Origin of the sequence: Spirosoma validum, assembly GCF_014699035.1 — a bacterium.
Taxonomy (GTDB): domain Bacteria; phylum Bacteroidota; class Bacteroidia; order Cytophagales; family Spirosomataceae; genus Spirosoma; species Spirosoma validum.
Genome location: NZ_JACXAA010000002.1, coordinates 935,256 through 955,007, shown reverse-complemented (window position 1 = coordinate 955,007; position 19,752 = coordinate 935,256). Strand labels below are relative to the sequence as shown.

Here is a 19,752-nt window from a genome sequence, read left to right as displayed (position 1 = left end):
AAAGGTGGTTTTGTTAGCCCTACACAAGGTCTGGCAAAATCACCTCTTTTTTTACGCAGCAGATACGATTAAAACGTTATACAGTTCTTACTGACCAGGCATACTGGTGTTCCAGATATCACGGTGCAATTTCCAAGCCTCTCCGTCCTGTTTCCAGACCACAATGTATTTACCTTTGTCCAGTTCAGCATTGCCGTCTCCATATAGGGTATAATTGCCGACTTCTACGATTTGATCCCCCGCTGGCTCGGCTTCAACGGTATCGAGTTTAGCGGCTTTAATGCCCATTCCATAAGCTCCTTTCCAGAATTCTCCAATCGCCGTATTTCCTGAAATCGTATCTCCGCCCGGCGGATAAATTTTAGCATCACTCGTGTAAAGATCCCCCATGGTTTCGGCCCCTTTGGAGAAGATAGCCATGAATTTCTGGTTTGCGGCTGTTACTACGTCATGCATTGGTTAAAAGGTTTTGGTTAGGAAACCAAAGTCGTTATTAAATGTGTCGATGGTGTTAAAGCTGCATTAAAGCACGGCCATGTTATTTAGCGGTAGTCAAAATTAACTATACACTACACTATATTAATATATGATTACTTATTTTTTATTAACAATTCTAAATATTTAGTAACAAAATTTACTATATGGTTAAACAGCTTGTTTATCAGATACTTCGCATTTTATTCAATTTCTTACAGATATTCCGATTTATACCTAGTTTGTCGAATTGATTTTATACACATCATCCGATGATTTAAATACATTTTTTCGTACTACTCTACTGATAATCAATACTATTTTGTTGAATATATTTTTTTGATACAAATTATAATGATAAATAATTACGCTGTGTCCATCCTAAAAATACCTAAACAACAGTTTGTTAATACAACTAACTATAGTTACTTATTTTATACATAAGATAATAATAATAAAAATATTTAATAGAATATACTTTTAATTTGTACACATAAGTTACCAAACATCACAAGATTTTCATTAATCCACACGAAATCTCAATCTGAGTTTGATTTTAAGTAATTAATAAGCGTCTGATACCGCAGTATAGGGTGAACGGAGGGCAACTGCTACTCTACTCCTGATTCTTACTCCAATTGATCTGAAGCAGATCCAATAACATTCTTTATCCAATAAGCCCTACTCATATGGTATCATTTCTTCCTGAAACGTTCTTTCCTACCGGAGTTACAAGCGTGATTGTTAGCAAGATCATGCGTTTAGTAACAAAAATCACTTACCTATTCAGGCAATATCGCTTCCCATGCGTTGACCCTACCCAACGCGTAAAACCGTATTCGCTCCCATCGTAATACGCTCCTACTTTTCCTGATAGACTCTGATTTTCGGCAACCGGGCCTTCTTGCGAACGTCTGTTACTGCCCTGTCGCTCTGACGAGATTATCCTTCTAGCTGAACACATATCAACTAAAGCTCTATACCCATGATCTCTTTGGCCAATAAAAGCCCAACCAGTGGATTCCTTTTCCGAAGCTTTCTACAACAGGAGTATCTACATCCACCTCCAGACCGAATCTATCTGTCTCTGGTAAGTTCCCAAAAAACGATCACCACTTAAACCTGTAGTCAATGCATTTTTTACATCTACTTAAGACTCAACAATTGAAATTTTTTCTGCTGTTGATCAGTGCGCTCTGCTATGGAACCATAGCCTCGGCGCAGGATTATAGTGATGCCCCGGCAAGCTACGGCAACGCGACCCACAGCATTGTCAACTCTCTGTATATCGGAAGTATAGCGCCCGATAACGACGGTATCGCCCTCGCAACATCTAATGCGAATGGCGATAATGTGCAGGGGATCAATGATGAGAATACGTTCGCCAGTTTCCCGGCGTTGAATGTCAGCACGACGACGTATACCATCACGAGCATTCCCGTCTTTAACAATACCGGCAGTTCGGCCAGGCTTACGGCCTGGATCGATTTTAACCGGAATGGTGTATTCGACACGAATGAAGGCGTACAGTCAGCGGCTCTTGCCAGCAGTGCTTCGGCAACGACAATCAGCCTCACCTGGAGTAATATCGGTGGTACGGGCCCAGCCATATCTCCTGGTAAGAGCTTCGTCCGGTTCCGGCTTACGACGAATACGGGCGTAACAACAGCTACGCCCAGCACGGCTACCACGAACGGTGAAGTTGAGGATTACCTCTTAACAATTGGTACCGTATCGGCTACGACTTGCTCCTCTACTGGCCAGTCGATCACCACCTTTAGTTTTCAAAACCCTACACTTATTAGCGGCACTGCCTTAGCGGTAGGGGCTGTGTATCGGTTTCCCAGCGTAACGACTGGCGTGGATGCGCTGGTCAGGATCAATTCGCTCGTCAATGCAACAGTGACGAATATTGATAACGTAACGGTTGGTGGAAACGCGATTGGCGACCCTGCTGCCTTCCAGCCTTCCGTTACCTATCCGACGACCAATCCAATACCGACCGATCCCTATGCCGAATTCCAAATATCTTTTGTAGCGGCAGGTACTACTACATCTTATGTTCAGTTTACAACTGTCAGTGCCACCGGCGTCGATATTGATGGAGATGGCACCTCGACGTTGAGAGAATTTCAGGAATTTCCGAATCTGCCCTCGTATACTCTCAATGGCACAACGAATATAAACGTTACCAACAATGGTAATTTTAAACGATTCACGCCAAACAGTAATGCCAATCTTGACGGCATTAGTATTGCGTCGGTTACGAATGCAGCTACAGGGTTATTCAACAATGTCTCTACGTTTACTTACCGGGTTGGAGCAACCACAATTGCCTCCAATAGTGCATTACCGCGTTACTATTCGTTGGACTTTCAATGCGTTCCCTATGTCAACCCGGTAACAACACCCGTCAATATCAACGATTACGGCGACGCCCCTACTACGTATGGTACGTTGTCTGGTTCGTCGGGTGCCAGCCACGTCTATACCAATAACCTGAAGCTAGGTGCTGAAGGTGGGGATACGGAGCCCAACGGTTTCAATGATGGCGTCGACGATAACGGTTTGGCCCAGGATGATGATGTGCAGGGTACTGTAGCCTCAACGTTGGTATCGGGTGTCGTTAATGGAGGGGATGAAGATGCAGTAGATTTCCCTAAAGCTCTCTATACCAATAGCCCTTCTTATTCAATCGTTGTCACGGCCAGTAACACGACTGGTTCATCGGCCAATCTTCGCGCCTGGCTCGACTTTAACCGCAACGGTGTTTTTGATAGTGGCGAAGCGTCAAACCTTACGACAGTTCCTACAGGGGCCAACAATCAGCCATACTTTGTAAGCTGGCCAACAACGCTCCCTACCATGACCGCTGGTCAGTCGTATGTGCGCGTCCGTCTTACCACAGCGTCGCTTAATACGAATGAAGCTACCGGTGCAAAGGCCAACGGAGAAGTGGAAGACTACGCGGTAACCATTACGTCGGGCAATCCTCCGGTGCTTTTAACGGGTACGGTTTTTAATGACGTAAATGGCATTACGAACTCGCTGCTCGACGGTACAGGAACGAATGCCGGTGGTACGCTTTATGCACTGCTGGTAAATACTTCGTCTACGCTGGTTGCTTCCAGTTTAGTACAGGCAGACGGAAGCTATATTTTCAACAACATTGCCGCTGGTACGTATACGGTGCGCCTTAGCACATCAGCCGGTACAGTGGGAAGTACAGCTCCGGCGGTTTTATTACCCACTGGCTGGGTCAGCACGTCGGAGGCTCTATCACCTGCTTTCACCGATGGCACGGTAGATGGTACCCTTTCGGTAACGGTAGCCACGACTGATCTGTCGGGCGCTAACTTCGGGATCGAACAGTTACCCACACCGGGTAGTGGTACGGCTCTTGCTGCCAATGCAGGCGGTAGCAGTGCAGTCACCGTACCGCCCACTGCCTTCACCAGTACTACACCCAGCACGGACACGGCACCGGGTTCTGTAACCGCGATTCGTCTGACGGTTTTCCCAAGTAACGTAACGAGTTTAACCATCAACGGTACAACGTATACGTCGCTGCCAACGGGCGGAATTTCCATCTCTACGGATGCCAATGGAGTCCCAGCAGTACCCATCCTGATGGACCCAACGAACGACAACAGTCCCGTCAGTTTTAGCTACGTAGCCGTTGACAATGCAACCAAAGAGTCGGCCACTACGGGAACCGCCGTGATTAGCTTCCCGCCTACGATCCTCGTCTCGGGAACGGTCTGGAATGATGCCGATGGCAATCTGGCTCTGAACGGTTCAGAAACCGGCACTAACGCCGGGGGGCCACTCTACGTCAATCTGGTCAACGCCAGTAATGCGGTAACGGCTTCAACAACGGTCTCGGCAGCGGGTAGCTATACCCTTACGGGGGTACCGGCTAGTACAACGGGGCTAAAACTGGTGTTGACCAATACAGCGTCTTCAACAGCTCCGGGCGGCTTGCCTACGGGTTGGGTCAACACCGGCGAGAATGTTGGTTCAGGTAATACCGCTACGCAAAGTGCGGCCTTAGGTCTGATCGAACTAACCACCAGCACCTCGGCCATCGCAGGTCAGAACTTCGGTATTGAGCAACTGCCTACACCGGGTAGCGGAACAGGCACCGTGGTCAACTCTGGCGGCACTAACGCGGTCACCGTACCGCCAACCGCCTTCACCAGCACCACACCCAGCACCGATACGGCGCCAGGGTCGGTGACCGCGATTCGTCTGACGGTTTTCCCCAGCAACGTAACCAGTTTGACCGTCAACACCACGGCCTACACTTCGCTGCCATCGGGGGGCATTGTCATCCCCACTACCACGGCGGGTGTTCCAACGGTGACCATCCTGGCCGATCCAACCAACGACTCCAGCCCGGTCAACTTCACCTTCGTGGCCGTTGACAATGCAGGCAAGGAGTCGACCACGACCGGTACAGCGGTGATCACCTCCACGCTGGTCACTACGCTCTCGGGAACGGTCTGGAATGATGCCGATGGCAATCTGGCCTTGAACGGTTCAGAGACGGGCACCAACACCGGCACGACGCTGTATGTCAACCTGGTCAATGGGGCTAATACCCTTGTCGCATCAACGACCGTAGCGGCCAGTGGCACCTACAGTCTAACAGGTGTACCCACCAACGTATCGGGTTACCGACTTGTGCTCAGCACCTCGTCCACAGCCACCACCCCCGGTCCCCTGCCAACCGGCTGGGTCAACACCGGCGAAACGGTAGGATCGGGCAACACCGCTACACAATCCACTACGTTAGGCCAGATCGAGTTAACGACGACGACCATAGCCGTCACGGCCCAGAACTTCGGCATCGAGCAATTGCCCTCATCAGGTAGTGGTTCGGCTACCGTAGTCAACAACGGTGGTACAAGTGCAGTGACCGTGCCTGCCAGTGCGTTCACCAGCACGACATCCAGCACCGATACCGCACCGGGGTCTGTAACGGCCATTCGCCTAACGGCTTTCCCCAGTAACGTAACGAGCCTGACCATTGACGGTAGTGTCTACACCAGCCTGCCAGCCGGGGGCATTGTGCTAGCCACCAACACCTCGGGCTCACCAACGGGTACAGTCTTAGTAGACCCCACCAACGATGCCAGTCCGGTTAGCTTCACCTTTGTGGCTGTCGATAACGCGGGTAAGGAGTCTACTAATCTTGGTACGGCAACCATCAACTCGACGCTGGTCACCAGCATCTCGGGTAGTGTGTGGAATGATGCCGATGGCAGCCTGACTTTGAACGGTTCAGAAACCGGCACCAATGCCGGTGGTCCGCTTTATGTCAATCTGGTCAATGCCAGCAACACAGTCGTAGCCTCAACATCGGTGGGTTCCGCCGGTAGCTACAGCCTGCTGGGTGTACCCACTAACGTATCGGGTTACAAGCTGGTGCTAACTAACTCGGCTACCTCGACTACTCCCGGACCACTACCAACGGGCTGGGTCAATACGGGCGAGAGTGTCGGGGCAGGCAACTCGGCAACACAGAGTGCAGCTCTGGGTCAGATCGAGATCGCCATTGGTACATCGGCGGCCGTTGCGCAGAACTTCGGCATCGAGCAACTGCCCACACCAGGTAGCGGCTCGGCCACGGTGATCAACACGGGTGGTACCAACCCCGTGACGGTGCCAGCCAGTGCCTTCACCAGCACCATCTCCAGCACCGATACGGCTCCAGGCTCGGTGACAGCCATTCGTCTGACGGCTTTCCCCTCGAACACGACCAGTCTGTCCATTAACGGTAGTGTCTACACCAGCCTGCCAACGGGGGGTATTTTACTGGCTACCGATGCCAGCGGTAACCCGACGGTGACCATCTTAGTGGACCCTACCAACGACGGGGCCAGTGTGGTATTTAACTTTGTGTCCGTCGATAACGCGGGCAAGGAGTCGACCACCACCGGTACGGCGGTGATCAATTCTACGCTAGTCACCAGCGTTTCAGGTACGGTCTGGAATGATGCCGATGGTAACCTGGCCCTAAATGGTTCAGAGACGGGCACCAACACCGGTACGACGCTCTATGTCAACTTGGTCAACGCTAGCAACACGGTAGTGGCTTCAACAACCGTAGGCTCGGCGGGCAGCTACGCCCTAACGGGGGTACCAGCCAACATGTCGGGTTACCGGTTGGTGCTGACTAACTCGGCTACCTCGACTACTCCCGGCCCCCTACCAACGGGTTGGGTCAATACGGGGGAAAGCGTAGGGGCAGGCAACTCGGCCACGCAAACTGCAATACTGGGCCAGATCGAGCTAAGCCTCGGGGCGACGGCTGCCATCGCTCAGAACTTCGGCATCGAGCAACTGCCCACAGCTGGTAGCGGAGCCAACACCGTCACCAATGTTGGAGGTACCACACCGGTGAGCGTGCCCGCCAACACCTTTACCAACGCCAGTCTGAGCACCGACACGGCCCCTGGTTCCGTGACGGCCATTCGTCTGACGGCTTTCCCCTCGAACACGAGCAGTCTGACCGTTAATGGTAGTGTCTACACCAGCCTGCCAACGGGGGGTATTTTACTGGCTACCGATGCCAGCGGCAACCCGACGGTGGCCATCCTGGTGGACCCTACCAACGACGGGGCCAATGTGGTGTTCAACTTTGTAGCCGTCGATAACGCGGGTAAGGAGTCACTCAATACGGGCAGTGCCACCATCAGCTCTGCACTGATCACCAGTATCTCGGGTAGTGTGTGGAATGATGCCGATGGTAACCTGGCCCTGAATGGTTCAGAAGCAGGCACTAACACCGGTGGTACGCTCTATGTCAATTTGGTCAATGCCAGCAACACAGTCGTAGCCTCAACATCGGTGGGTTCTGCCGGCAGCTACGCACTAACGGGTGTACCCACTAACGTATCGGGTTACAAGCTGGTGCTAACTAACTCGGCTACCTCGACTACTCCCGGCCCCCTACCAACGGGCTGGGTCAATACGGGCGAGAGTGTCGGGGCAGGCAACTCGGCAACACAGAGTGCAGCTCTGGGTCAGATCGAGATCGCCATCGGTACTTCAGCGGCCGTTGCGCAGAACTTCGGCATCGAACAACTGCCTATCCCAGGTAGCGGCTCGGCCACGGTGATCAACACGGGCGCTACCAACCCCGTGACGGTGCCAGCCAGTGCCTTCACCAGCACTACGCCAAGTGCCGATACAGCACCGGGCAGTGTGACCGCGATTCGTATCACAGCGTTCCCCAGTAACGTAACGAGCCTAACTGTTGACGGTACGGTCTACACCAGTCTGCCAGTGGGCGGTATTGTGCTAGCCACCAACAGCTCAGGAGCGCCGACGGGTACGATCCTGGCCGATCCGACCAACGACTCCAGCCCGGTCAATTTCACCTTCGTGGCCGTTGACAACGCCGGCAAAGAGTCCACAACCACTGGTACAGCGGTGATCACCTCCACGCTTGTCACTACGCTCTCGGGAACGGTCTGGAATGATGCCGATGGCAATCTGGCCCTGAACGGTTCAGAGACGGGCACCAATACCGGCACGACGTTGTATGTCAATCTGATCAATGCAGCTAACACGCTGGTAGCCTCAACGACCGTAGCGGCAACGGGAGTCTACAGCTTGACCGGAGTACCGACCAGTGTATCGGGTTACCGACTTGTGCTCAGCACCTCGTCCACAGCCACCACCCCCGGTCCCCTACCAACCGGTTGGGTCAATACGGGGGAAAGTGCAGGACCAAGTAACACCGCGACGCAAAGTGCGGTCCTGGGCCAGATCGAGATCACCATCGGTACGACGTCGGTAACCGCTCAAAACTTTGGGATCGAGCAGTTGCCCTCGGCGGGGAACGGTTCCAACACTGTCACCAATGCCGGTGGTAGCAGCCCAGTGACCGTGCCAGCTAATACGTTCACCAATGGTAGTCTGAGCACCGACACCGCGCCAGGCTCCGTGACCGCCATCCGGATTACAGGTATACCTTCTAATACAACCAGCCTGACAATCAACGGTAGCGTGTACACGGCAGGAACTTTCCCCGGAGCAGGTGTGATCGTACCGACCGATGCCAATGGTAATCCAAGTGTGCCCGTTCTGGTCGATCCGACCAATGATGCGAGTCCGGTGGTGATTATCTTTGTGTCCATCGATAATGCCAGCAAGGAGTCGATCAATTTCGGCACGGCTACGATCAGTTCTAATCTGGTTACCGGGATCTTCGGTAGTGTGTGGAACGATGCGGATGGTAGCCTGAGTCTGAACGGTTCAGAGACGGGTACCAACACGGGTACTACGTTGTATGTCAACGTAGTGGATGGAGCGGGTAGCCTGGTAGCTTCGACCACTGTAGCCACTGACGGTACCTACGGTCTAACGAACTTGCCGACCAACGTATCGGGTTACAAACTGGTGTTGAGCACCTCAGCGACGGCCACCACCCCCGGTCCCCTACCAACGGGTTGGGTCAATACGGGGGAAAGCGTCGGGGCAGGCAACTCGGCAACACAAAGTGCTATCCTGGGTCAGATCGAAATTACCATTGGCACCTCGGCAGTAACAGCTCAAAACTTTGGCATCGAGCAGTTGCCTTCGGCAGGAAATGGCTCCAACACCGTCATCAATGCCGGTAGTACCAGTCCGGTGACGGTGCCCGCCAACACCTTTACCAATGGTAGTCTGAGCACGGATACGGCCCCAGGTAGCGTAACGGCGATACGGATCACCAGCTTCCCAGGCAACGTAACCAGCCTGACGGTCAACGGTAGCGTCTACACAGCCGGAACCTTCCCCGGTGCAGGTGTGATTGTGCCGACCGATGGCAATGGTAACCCAAGTGTGCCGGTTCTGGTCGATCCGACGAATGATGCGAACTCCGTGGCAATCCTCTTTGTGTCTATCGATAACGCGGGCAAAGAATCAGCCAATTTCGGCACAGCCGTCATCAACTCGACGCTGGTCACCAGCATCTCGGGTACGGTCTGGAATGATGCCGATGGTAGTCTGAGTCTGAACGGATCGGAAAACGGCACCAACACGGGTACTACGTTGTATGTCAATCTGCTTGACGCCAGCAATACCCTTGTAGCCTCAACTAGTGTGGCGGCTGATGGCAGCTACACTCTGACAGGATTACCGACGAACGTATCGGGTTACCGCCTGGTGCTCAGCACCTCGGCCACAGCCACCACCCCTGGTCCCCTACCAACCGGCTGGGTCAATACGGGGGAAAGCGTCGGGGCAGGCAACTCGGCCACGCAAAGCGCTATCCTGGGTCAGATCGAGATCACCATCGGTACGACGTCAATTACGGCTCAGAACTTCGGCATCGAGCAGTTACCTTCAGCAGGGAATGGCTCCAATACTGTCACCAATGCCGGTGGTAGCAGTCCGGTGACCGTGCCAGCTAATACGTTCACCAATGGTAGTCTGAGCACGGATACGGCTCCAGGTAGCGTAACGGCGATACGGATCACCAGCTTCCCAGGCAACGTAACCAGCCTGACGGTCAACGGTAGTGTGTACACAGCCGGAACCTTCCCCGGAGCAGGTGTGATTGTGCAAACCGATGGTAACGGTAATCCAACGCCGGTTATCCTCGTCGATCCAACCAACGATGCGAATCCGGTAGTGATTGTCTTTGTAGCGGTCGATAACGCCGGTAAAGAGTCGACCAACATTGGTACAGCCATCATCAACTCGACACTGGTCACCAGCATCTCGGGTACGATCTGGAATGATGCCGATGGCAGTCTGAGTCTGAACGGTTCAGAGATGGGCACTAACACGGGTGGTCCGCTCTTCGTCAATCTGCTTGACGCCGGCAACACGCTTGTCGCGTCGACCACGGTAGCCACGGATGGTAGCTACGCCTTGGTAGGAGTGCCCACTAACGTGTCGGGTTATAAGCTGGTGTTGAGCACCTCAGCGACAGCCACCACGCCGGGTCCGCTGCCAACAGGCTGGGTCAACACCGGCGAAAGCGTCGATCCATCCAACTCGGCCACGCAAAGTGCGGTTCTGGGTCAGATCGAGATCACCATTGGTACGACGTCGGTGACGGCCCAGAACTTCGGCATCGAACAACTGCCTTCGGCAGGGAACGGCTCCAACGCAGTTACTAATGCCGGTGGTACCAGCCCAGTGACCGTGCCCGCCAACACCTTTACCAATGGTAGTCTGAGCACGGATACGGCTCCGGGTAGCGTAACGGCGATACGGATCACCAGCTTCCCAGGCAACGTAACCAGTTTGACGATCAACGGTAGCGTCTACACGGCCGGAACTTTCCCTGGTGCAGGGGTGACCGTACCTACCGATACTATTGGTAACCCAAGTGTGCCGGTTCTGGTCGATCCGACGAATGATGCGAATCCGGTAGTAATTCTCTTTGTGGTCATTGATAACGCCAGCAAGGAGTCGACCAACACCGGTACGGCCATCATTAACTCGACGCTGGTCACCAGCATCTCGGGTACGGTCTGGAATGATGCCGATGGTAGTCTGACGCTCAATGGTTCAGAAACGGGTACCAATACCGGTGGTCCGCTCTATGTCAACATAGTGGATGGTGCAGGAACGGTTGTTGGTTCAACAACGGTAGCCACGGATGGTAGCTATGCGCTAGTAGGAGTGCCCACCAACGTATCGGGTTACCGTCTGGTGCTGAGTACCTCTGCGACAGCCGTTACTCCGGGTCCGCTGCCAACGGGCTGGGTCAATACCGGCGAAAGCGTCGATCCCTCTAACTCGGCCACGCAAAGTGCGGTCCTGGGTCAGATCGAGATCACCATTGGTACGACGTCGGTGACGGCCCAGAACTTCGGCATCGAACAACTGCCCGCACCGGGTAGTGGTACAGCAGTAGCCGTTAATAATGGCGGAGCTTTCGGTGTAACCGTTCCGGCAACGGCGTTCAGCAGCATTAGTCCAGGCACGGATACGGCTCCGGGTAGCGTAACGGCGATTCGTCTGACGGGCTTCCCCAGCAATGCGACCAGCCTGACGATCAACGGTACGGTCTACACAGCAGGCACCTTCCCCGGTGGTGGCGTAGCGATACCCACAACCAGCACGGGAGAACCAACTGTGCCCATCCTGGTGAATCCGACGAACGATGCCGCGAACGTAGTGTTTACCTACGTAGCTGTGGATAATGCGGGCAAACAGTCGACAACAACTGGTACGGCTACGCTTCTCGCCAGACCGGATCTGACGCCCATTATCTACGCCCGACCTACCAGCGTTTACGCCACCACCCCCGTTACGGTAGTGGTCGACGTAGTGGAATTGGTAGGCGTAGCGACCAGCGGGACTGTTACGGTTCGTGTGACCAGGGATTCCAGGGTTAATCTGACCTATGACCCTAGTGCCACCCGAATCAACAACCGGGCTGTGCAGAATAGTGTATGGACGATTAACAATTCGAGCCCAGGCTATTACACACTGACCACGACCCAGCCTATAGCCGCTGGCGATAAACTCTCGTTTGGCTTCACCGGTACATTGACGACGGGTGCTACGACGGGTGTTGTAACTCTAAGCGCGGTGATTCTTGGAACTAGTGGCAGTGAAGTTCGGGTCAACAACAACGTTGACGCGGATAAGATCGACTATTTCCAGCAATAAGCTGAAAACGGCAGTTTGTAGAGACGTATCGAGTAAGTCTGGCTCTTCCCATCGGGAAGAGCCAGACTTTTTTATTACCAGCCGATAGTCGTTAATAATTTCAGCCCTGTATAAGCTGTATTTTGTTTTACTACTAGTATCTCTTATAAGTAAACACTATAAACACACAAGTAAATTATCATATACATATGTAACAATAAATTTATCATCTGGTCAACCAATCTGATTATCAGTCTATTTATGAGTGATTTTTTCTTTACTCCTGACCATTTGCCTAATACGTAGCAATACGCAATTTTATCCAAAAATTCGCTTGATAAAGAATCGCACAGCCGAAAACTATCTATGTCTATATTATTCTAATAATCAATTAGATAATAAATAAAAAGCTAAACTTTAATCGGTAATTATAGAATTTTTATTACACGTGACTACTTAATTAAATCCTAAATAACACTTCAGTATATCCACTTATGTCGAGGGACATCAGTTTGACTAATTCACAAGAAGTATAATATAACAATAGTTACATACATCATCTTTTATTTACTTTGCTACTTCTAACCCAGTATCATTCTATCATAAATAAATTCTATCACTTAATCATTCATAAGTAGCAGTAATAATCTATTTTGGTTACTCATATTCTATCTGACCTGGTAGGTATCAACGCTTAGTTTGCTGTTCAAAGGATAAAGGTACCTGTAGTCGCTGGTTACGACTTTAAGCTATTGCAGAAGCTCCAATGCGTCAGAATATGTTGTTTTTTGAAAATATCAGATCATATGTATCTATTTTATAAGTCAACGCCTGCACGCCTTTCCATTGAAATAAGCCCCTGGCCTGTACAAGCGAAAAGGCAACAATAGACGACAGACTATTTGATCGAGGTACAGACACCAAAAAAAGTATTAACCGTTGATTATCAAATATTTAATAACTCAATTACCCTTAAAGACAAGTCAATTATTCTTTTTTTATTACATCTCCGTTTAATCTATGAAAAGTAATCTTTACCTGCGGCTGATTTTCGCTCTGCTAGCGCGGGAAAATCAGTTTTTACAGAAAAAGCGCTGGCCAACATACTGTCTGGTACTCAGTATGTTGTTGTTTAGTATTAGATCCGTGTCAGCTCAGTCCTGTACTACGGATGACCCTTACGACCACCTCATAAGTAGCTATCATACTACTATAGCTAAACGTACTGATGGCACATTTGCCATTTGGGGGGAACGGGCAGCGCCCAACGGCAATGATCATAAGCTGGTCGCCACCGTTATTTCTCCCGCCAATGGCTATACCTACTCAGGTACTATTTTAAAGGCGACAACCGGTTCTGGCGGCAATGGCCCCACCCAACATTTTATCCTTACCACCAATAACCAAATCTATGTATGGGGGGAAGAAGGCGTTGTGGTGAACAGCAGCCTGACAAGCAGTGAGGCTATTGCTCCGTTTGCGCTTCCTACAGGCGTCGTAGCTACAGATGTTAAGATAATGACCGCTACGTTTGGTGCGCTGGCCATTCTTACCAACTCAGGCAATGTATACGTGATGGGTGCTAAGGGAACTTTGTATGGCGATGGCACGTCCAGCAGCAACACCGCCTGGCACCACGTCACGACCACCGCCACTGGTAATCCTTTCCTGACCGGCGTTACTCAATTGCGCATCAGTCCAAGAGGCACACTGGCGATTACGTCTGATAATAACTGGTACACATGGGGTGATGCTATCCGGCTGGGTACCGGCGGGGCAACGTCCTCCACCCGTGCCACACTGATGACGACCAAACCTGCTGCCTTTGCATCGGCTTCCGATATAAAAATGATCGATGTAAGCAGCGGTGTTGCCAGTAGCAGCAGCAATGGGGTTGCTTATTATGTGCTGCACAACACCCTAAGACTCATTTATGTGCTGGGTGAAAATGAAGATGGCAACCTGGGTATAGGTTCTACTACCGACCAGAATACATGGGTGAATGTACGAAATGCCGCTAATACCGCTAATCTTACCGATGTAATCGCTATATCCGCTCAGGATGCCGATGAGGACCAGAATGCCGCCGGTGCTGTATTGGCTAATGGTACCTTGCTGGAGTGGGGCTCTAACGATGGTAGCATGATTGGTCAGCTTTCGTCGGTTTCCGTTGCCACATTGCCACGAGTGCCAAGGGGCTTTACCCAGGGGACAGATAAGGCGCTGCTTCTGGAAGTAGGTGGTCACACCAGCGTTTATGTAAAAGACGGTACACAGGCGTATTGCTACGTGGGTCATCACAATGATGGATCGCAGGGTGATAATGACGGCAGTGATTTTAATGTAGACACTTATAACTGTTCGGCAGTAAGTTCTATTGTCATTTGTGCGGGCGCACAGGCGCTGGATGTAACGCTAAACGGTACGGTCTGGAACGATGCCGATGGGAATCTGACCCTAAACGGTTCCGAAACGGGTACCAATGCAGGTGGACCGCTTTACGTCAACCTGGTAGCGTCCAATGGTACCGTAATCGGTTCTTCTCTGGTTAGTGCCACGGGCACATATAGCTTTAGTAGTGTACCCGGCAATACCTCGGGCCTCAAACTGGTCTTGACCAACACGGCCTCCTCGACTGCAGTGGGTGGCTTACCCACGGGCTGGGTCAATACGGGCGAAGTGGCAGGTACAAACAATACAGCGACCCAATCAACTACGCTAGGCCAGATTGAGCTAACAACCAGCACATCGGCCGTGACAGGGGCTAATTTTGGTATTGAGCAATTACCTACACCGGGCAACGGTACGGCCACGGCCATCAATGCCCAGGGGTCCAGTCCGGTTACAGTTCCGCCAAGTGCTTTCACCAGTACGGCACCCAGCACCGATACCGCACCGGGTAGCGTGACAGCCATTCGCATCACTACGTTCCCCAGCAACGTAACGAGTCTGACTATTAATGGGGCGGTTTACACCTCGGCCTCTCCTCAATTCACGGGTGGAACGCCAACGGGTGTCATAGTACCCACCAATGGTAGCGGTGCGCCAACTGTACCTATCCTGGTCGATCCCACAACGGATGCCAATCCAGTGACCTTTACGTTTGTGGCCGTCGATAATGCGGGTAAAGAATCCACTACATCTGGGACAGCCGTAATTAACTCCACGCTGGTGACCACACTGGCGGGTCAGGTATGGAACGATACAGATGGTAATGGATCGCTAAACGGCTTAGAGACGGGCACTAACGCGAGCGGGTCTCTGTATGTCAACGTAGTAAATGCCGCTAATACGGTGATTGCATCGACAACAGTAGCTGCTGACGGTAGTTACGGTTTTAGTGGCCTACCCACTAACGTAACGGGCTACAAACTGGTATTAACCAATTCCGCTACATCGACTACGCCCGGTACGTTGCCAACCGGTTGGGTCAATACGGGCGAAAGTGTGGGAGCGACCAATACGGCAACCCAAACCACTACGGTAGGCCAGATTGAATTGACCATAGGAACCAGTGCCATCACGGCGCAGAACTTCGGTATTGAGCAGTTACCCACACCGGGTAGCGGTTCAGCCACCGTTGCCAACGCAGGAGGCACAACGCCAGTGACGGTGCCCCCAAGTGCCTTCACCAGCACCAGTCCTAGCACGGATACGGCCCCAGGGTCGGTAACGGCGATACGAATTACCGCTTTCCCCTCTAATACCACCAGCCTAACGGTGAATGGCAGTGTCTACAATTCGGGTAACTTCCCCGGTGGTGGCGTGGTAGTACCCACCGATGGCAGTGGCAGGCCAACGGTGCCCGTCGCCGTCGATCCAACCAATGATACCAATCCAGTCGTGATTGCTTTCGTGGCCGTGGATAATGCAGGCAAAGAATCTACCAGCACGGGTACAGCGACCATTAATTCTAGTCTGGTTGCTACGGTATCAGGCACGGTCTGGAATGATGCCGATGGTAGTATCACCCTCAATGGAACCGAGACCGGAACCAACACCGGTACTACGCTCTACGTCAATTTGGTGGATGGTGCAGGAACGGTAGTGGGCTCGACAACAGTAGCAGCCGATGGCACCTACACGTTAGCAAACGTACCGACCAACGTAACGGGCTACAAGCTGGTGCTGAGCACCTCACCAGGCTCGGCCACGGCAGGTCCTTTGCCAACGGGTTGGGTCAGCACCGGTGAGAATGTGGGCAGTGGCAACACCGCTCCTCAGTCAACAACCCTGGGCCAAATCGAGCTAACGATGGGTAGTTCCAGTATTGCCGCTCAGAACTTTGGGATCGAAGTGCTGCCCACGCCGGGCAGTGGGGCCAACACCGTGGCTAACGCGGGTGGCACCAGCCCAGTAACCATACCGGCCAATACGTTCACCAACACGACGCCAAGTACGGATACGGCACCGGGCTCGGTGACGGCCATTCATATCACGGCCTTCCCCGGTAACGTAACGAGTCTGACCGTCAACGGCACCAGCTATACGGCGGGTACCTTCCCCGGATCAGGCGTTACCATACCGACCGATGGCAGTGGCAATCCGACGGTGCCGATTCAGGTCGATCCTACGAATGATGCCAATCCAGTCGTGATTACCTTCCTTGCCGTTGATAACGCGGGGAAAGAATCCAGCACCTCGGGTACCGCAACCATCAACTCGTCGCCTGTGATTACCGTCTCGGGCAGCGTCTGGAACGATGCCGACGGTAATCTGGCCTTGAACGGTTCGGAAACGGGGACCAACACCGGTACTACGCTATATGTCAACTTAGTGGATGGAACAGGCAGCGTCGTTGGGTCGACAACGGTTGCCTCGGATGGCAGCTACACGTTAGCAAACGTGCCGACCAACGTAACAGGTTACAAACTGGTGGTGAGTACCTCACCAGGCTCAACCACGGCGGGTCCGCTGCCAGCGGGTTGGGTCAACACGGGTGAAAACGTCAATCCATCAAACACGGCGACGCAGTCTACCGCCCTTGGACAAATTGAACTGAATACGGGCACCTCGGCAGTAACGGCTCAAAACTTCGGGATTGAACGCCTGCCCACAGCGGGTAGTGGTAGCAATACGGCCAGTAACGCCGGTGGCACGAGCCCGGTTAGTGTACCAGCCAATACGTTCAGCAATGGTACCCCAAGCGCCGATACGGCACCGGGTAGTGTGACGGCGATTCGGATTACGACCTTCCCCGGCAACGTAACGAGTCTGACCATCAACGGCTCTGGCTATACGACCGGCACCTTCCCAATGGGTGGCGTGGTAGTACCCACCGATGGCTCGGGTAATCCAACCGTCCCGATTCTGGTGGATCCAACCAACGATGCCAACTCCGTCGTGATTCCGTTCACGGCCATCGACAATGCCGGCAAGGAGTCGGCCAACACGGGAACGGCCACCCTCAACTCAAGTTTAGTGACGAGTGTGTCGGGTACGGTCTGGCATGATGCCGATGGCAATCTGGCCCTGAACGGCTCGGAGACGGGCACCAATACGGGTGGCACTCTATATGTCAATCTGGTTGATGGTAGCGGTACCGTAGTCGGTTCGACGACGGTAGCGTCCAACGGTACTTATAACTTGATCAACGTACCGACCAACGTAACGGGTTACAAATTGGTCGTGAGCACCTCACCAACTTCAGCCACGGCGGGTCCGCTGCCAACGGGTTGGGTCAATACGGGTGAGAGCGTGGGAGCAGGCAATACAGCCCCACAAAGTGCTACGTTGGGCCAAATTGAGCTAACCGTTGGTACGTCGGCCATTACGGCTCAGAACTTTGGCATCGAGCATCTGCCCACGGCAGGTAGTGGTACTACTACGGTGAGCAATGCGGGTGGTACCAGTCCAGTGACTGTTCCACCAACGGCGTTCACCAGCACGACACCTAGTACGGATACCGCACCAGGTTCTGTGACCGCGATACGCATCACTAGCTTCCCCGGTAACGTAACGAGCCTGACGATCAACGGCAGTGTCTACAATGCTGGTAATTTCCCTGGCAGTGGCGTAGTCATCCCGACCAATGGCAGTGGCGCACCAACAGTACCGGTGCTGGTTGATCCGACCAACGATGCTAACCCAGTGGTGATACCCTTCGTAGCCATCGATAATGCGGGTAAGGAATCAACCACGACGGGTACCGCGACGATTAATTCGTCGCCCCTGGTAAGCCTGTCCGGCTCGGTCTTTGATGATGCTAATGGGCTAAATGATAACGTGGTTAGTGGCACTGCAGTCAATGGCCCTACCCTACCCGTCTATGTCAGTCTGGTGCAGGGTGGTAGTTCGGTGGCTACGGTTCCTGTTCAAGCCAACGGTACGTATTCGTTCAGTAGCGTCAGCCCTGGTACTTATAGTCTGATCATCACGACCAGTGCGGCTGGTGCTTCCACCCCTTCGCTCCCCACCAATTGGACGGCGGTAGGTGAGCATCTGGGCACCGGAGCCGGTAGCGATGGGACGCCCAACGGTATCCTCGCTGTCACCGTGACGGCTACGACCACCGATGCTAACTTCGGCATCGATCGGCTTCCTTCGGCCAGCCCTGTCAGTCAGACATATGTCAACCCAGGCGGTACCGTCGAGGTACAGGTACCCACGCTGGCTGGATCCGATCCAGAAGATGGCTCCTTAGGAACTGGCAATACCTTTGTCATTCACAGCGTGCCAGCTTCGGGTACTCTCTACTACTTAGGTACTCCCATCCTGGCAACCGACGTGACGGGGAGCGGTCTGGTAATCAATGGCTATGATCCGGCAGAGCTAACCTATGATCCAGTAGATGGACCAGGTAGTTACACCTTTGCCTACAGTTCGGTGGATGCGGCTGGCATCGCCAGTACGACCGCAACGGCAACGATGATCTTTAGCGTCGTTCCTGACCTGACGCCCATCATCTATGCGCGTCCGTCGACGGTTTACAACACTACCGACATGACTGTGGTGGTAGACGTATTAGAACTGCTGGGTGTGCCCACCAGTGGCCTAATCACGGTGCGGGTGACCAAGGATGCCAAAATGCCGCTGATTTTCCCATCAACGGCCACCAGCATCGGCGGTCGGTCGGTATCGAATAGCGCGTGGACCTTTGATGCCAATATCAACCCAGGCTATTACACACTTACCACGACTAATGTAGTAGCGGCTGGCGATAAACTCTCGTTTGGTTTCACCGGTACGTTAACACCGGGAGCAACAACGGGTGTGTTGACAATGAGTTCGGTGATTCTTGGAACCAGTGGCGGTGAAGTTCGGGTCAACAACAACGTTGATGCCGACAAGATCGACTACTTCCAGCAATAAGTATCCGGGTCAATTTTTAACGAACCCCTACGGCTAGTAGTAGCCGTAGGGGTTTTATTTTCTGGGCTAATCTGCATGACAGCTGAACTCATCCATGTCTATGATCGGTATAAGGTGAGCTAAATGGATAGCGTTTTTTATGAAAAAATATTAATATAACCACATGAAACGATTAATTTACTATTTGGTAAATGCGCTTGACTATCAAACAATTAACACTATTTCATATGAAAATGACTGACAGGCTAATAGAAGACTATAGAGGACTGAATACTACAGGCAAGATGAGCACAAAACAAGCCCTGTAAATCGATTTAACTATCTAATTATCAATATATTATTAGCTTATTTCTTGTAAGG

3 protein-coding genes are annotated in these 19,752 nt (G+C 52.4%); 2 read left to right on the top strand and 1 reads right to left on the bottom strand.

The genetic code is table 11. The features are described from left to right. Positions 1-87: 87 nt before the first annotated feature. Positions 88-456, bottom strand: a complete 369-nt coding sequence (locus IC230_RS08735; RefSeq protein WP_223860436.1) for a YybH family protein — start codon at positions 454-456, stop codon at positions 88-90. Positions 457-1,638: 1,182 nt separating this feature from the next. Here IC230_RS08735 and IC230_RS08730 point away from each other — a divergent pair. Continuing rightward, positions 1,639-12,102, top strand: coding sequence for a beta strand repeat-containing protein (locus IC230_RS08730; protein ID WP_191038581.1), 10,464 nt, complete (start codon positions 1,639-1,641; stop codon positions 12,100-12,102). A 999-nt stretch (positions 12,103-13,101) separates the two neighbouring features. Then, positions 13,102-19,392 carry a hypothetical protein gene (locus IC230_RS08725; RefSeq protein ID WP_191038580.1) on the top strand — a complete coding sequence of 2,097 codons (6,291 nt, stop codon included), beginning with the start codon at positions 13,102-13,104 and terminating at the stop codon, positions 19,390-19,392. The last annotated feature ends 360 nt before the right edge of the window (positions 19,393-19,752 follow it).

Bases quoted from the DNA above. Each gene is read 5' to 3' on its own strand.
- IC230_RS08735 (WP_223860436.1), bottom strand. From the start codon at position 456: ATGCATGACGTAGTAACAGCCGCAAACCAGAAATTCATGGCTATCTTC.
- IC230_RS08725 (WP_191038580.1), top strand. From the start codon at position 13,102: ATGAAAAGTAATCTTTACCTGCGGCTGATTTTCGCTCTGCTAGCGCGG.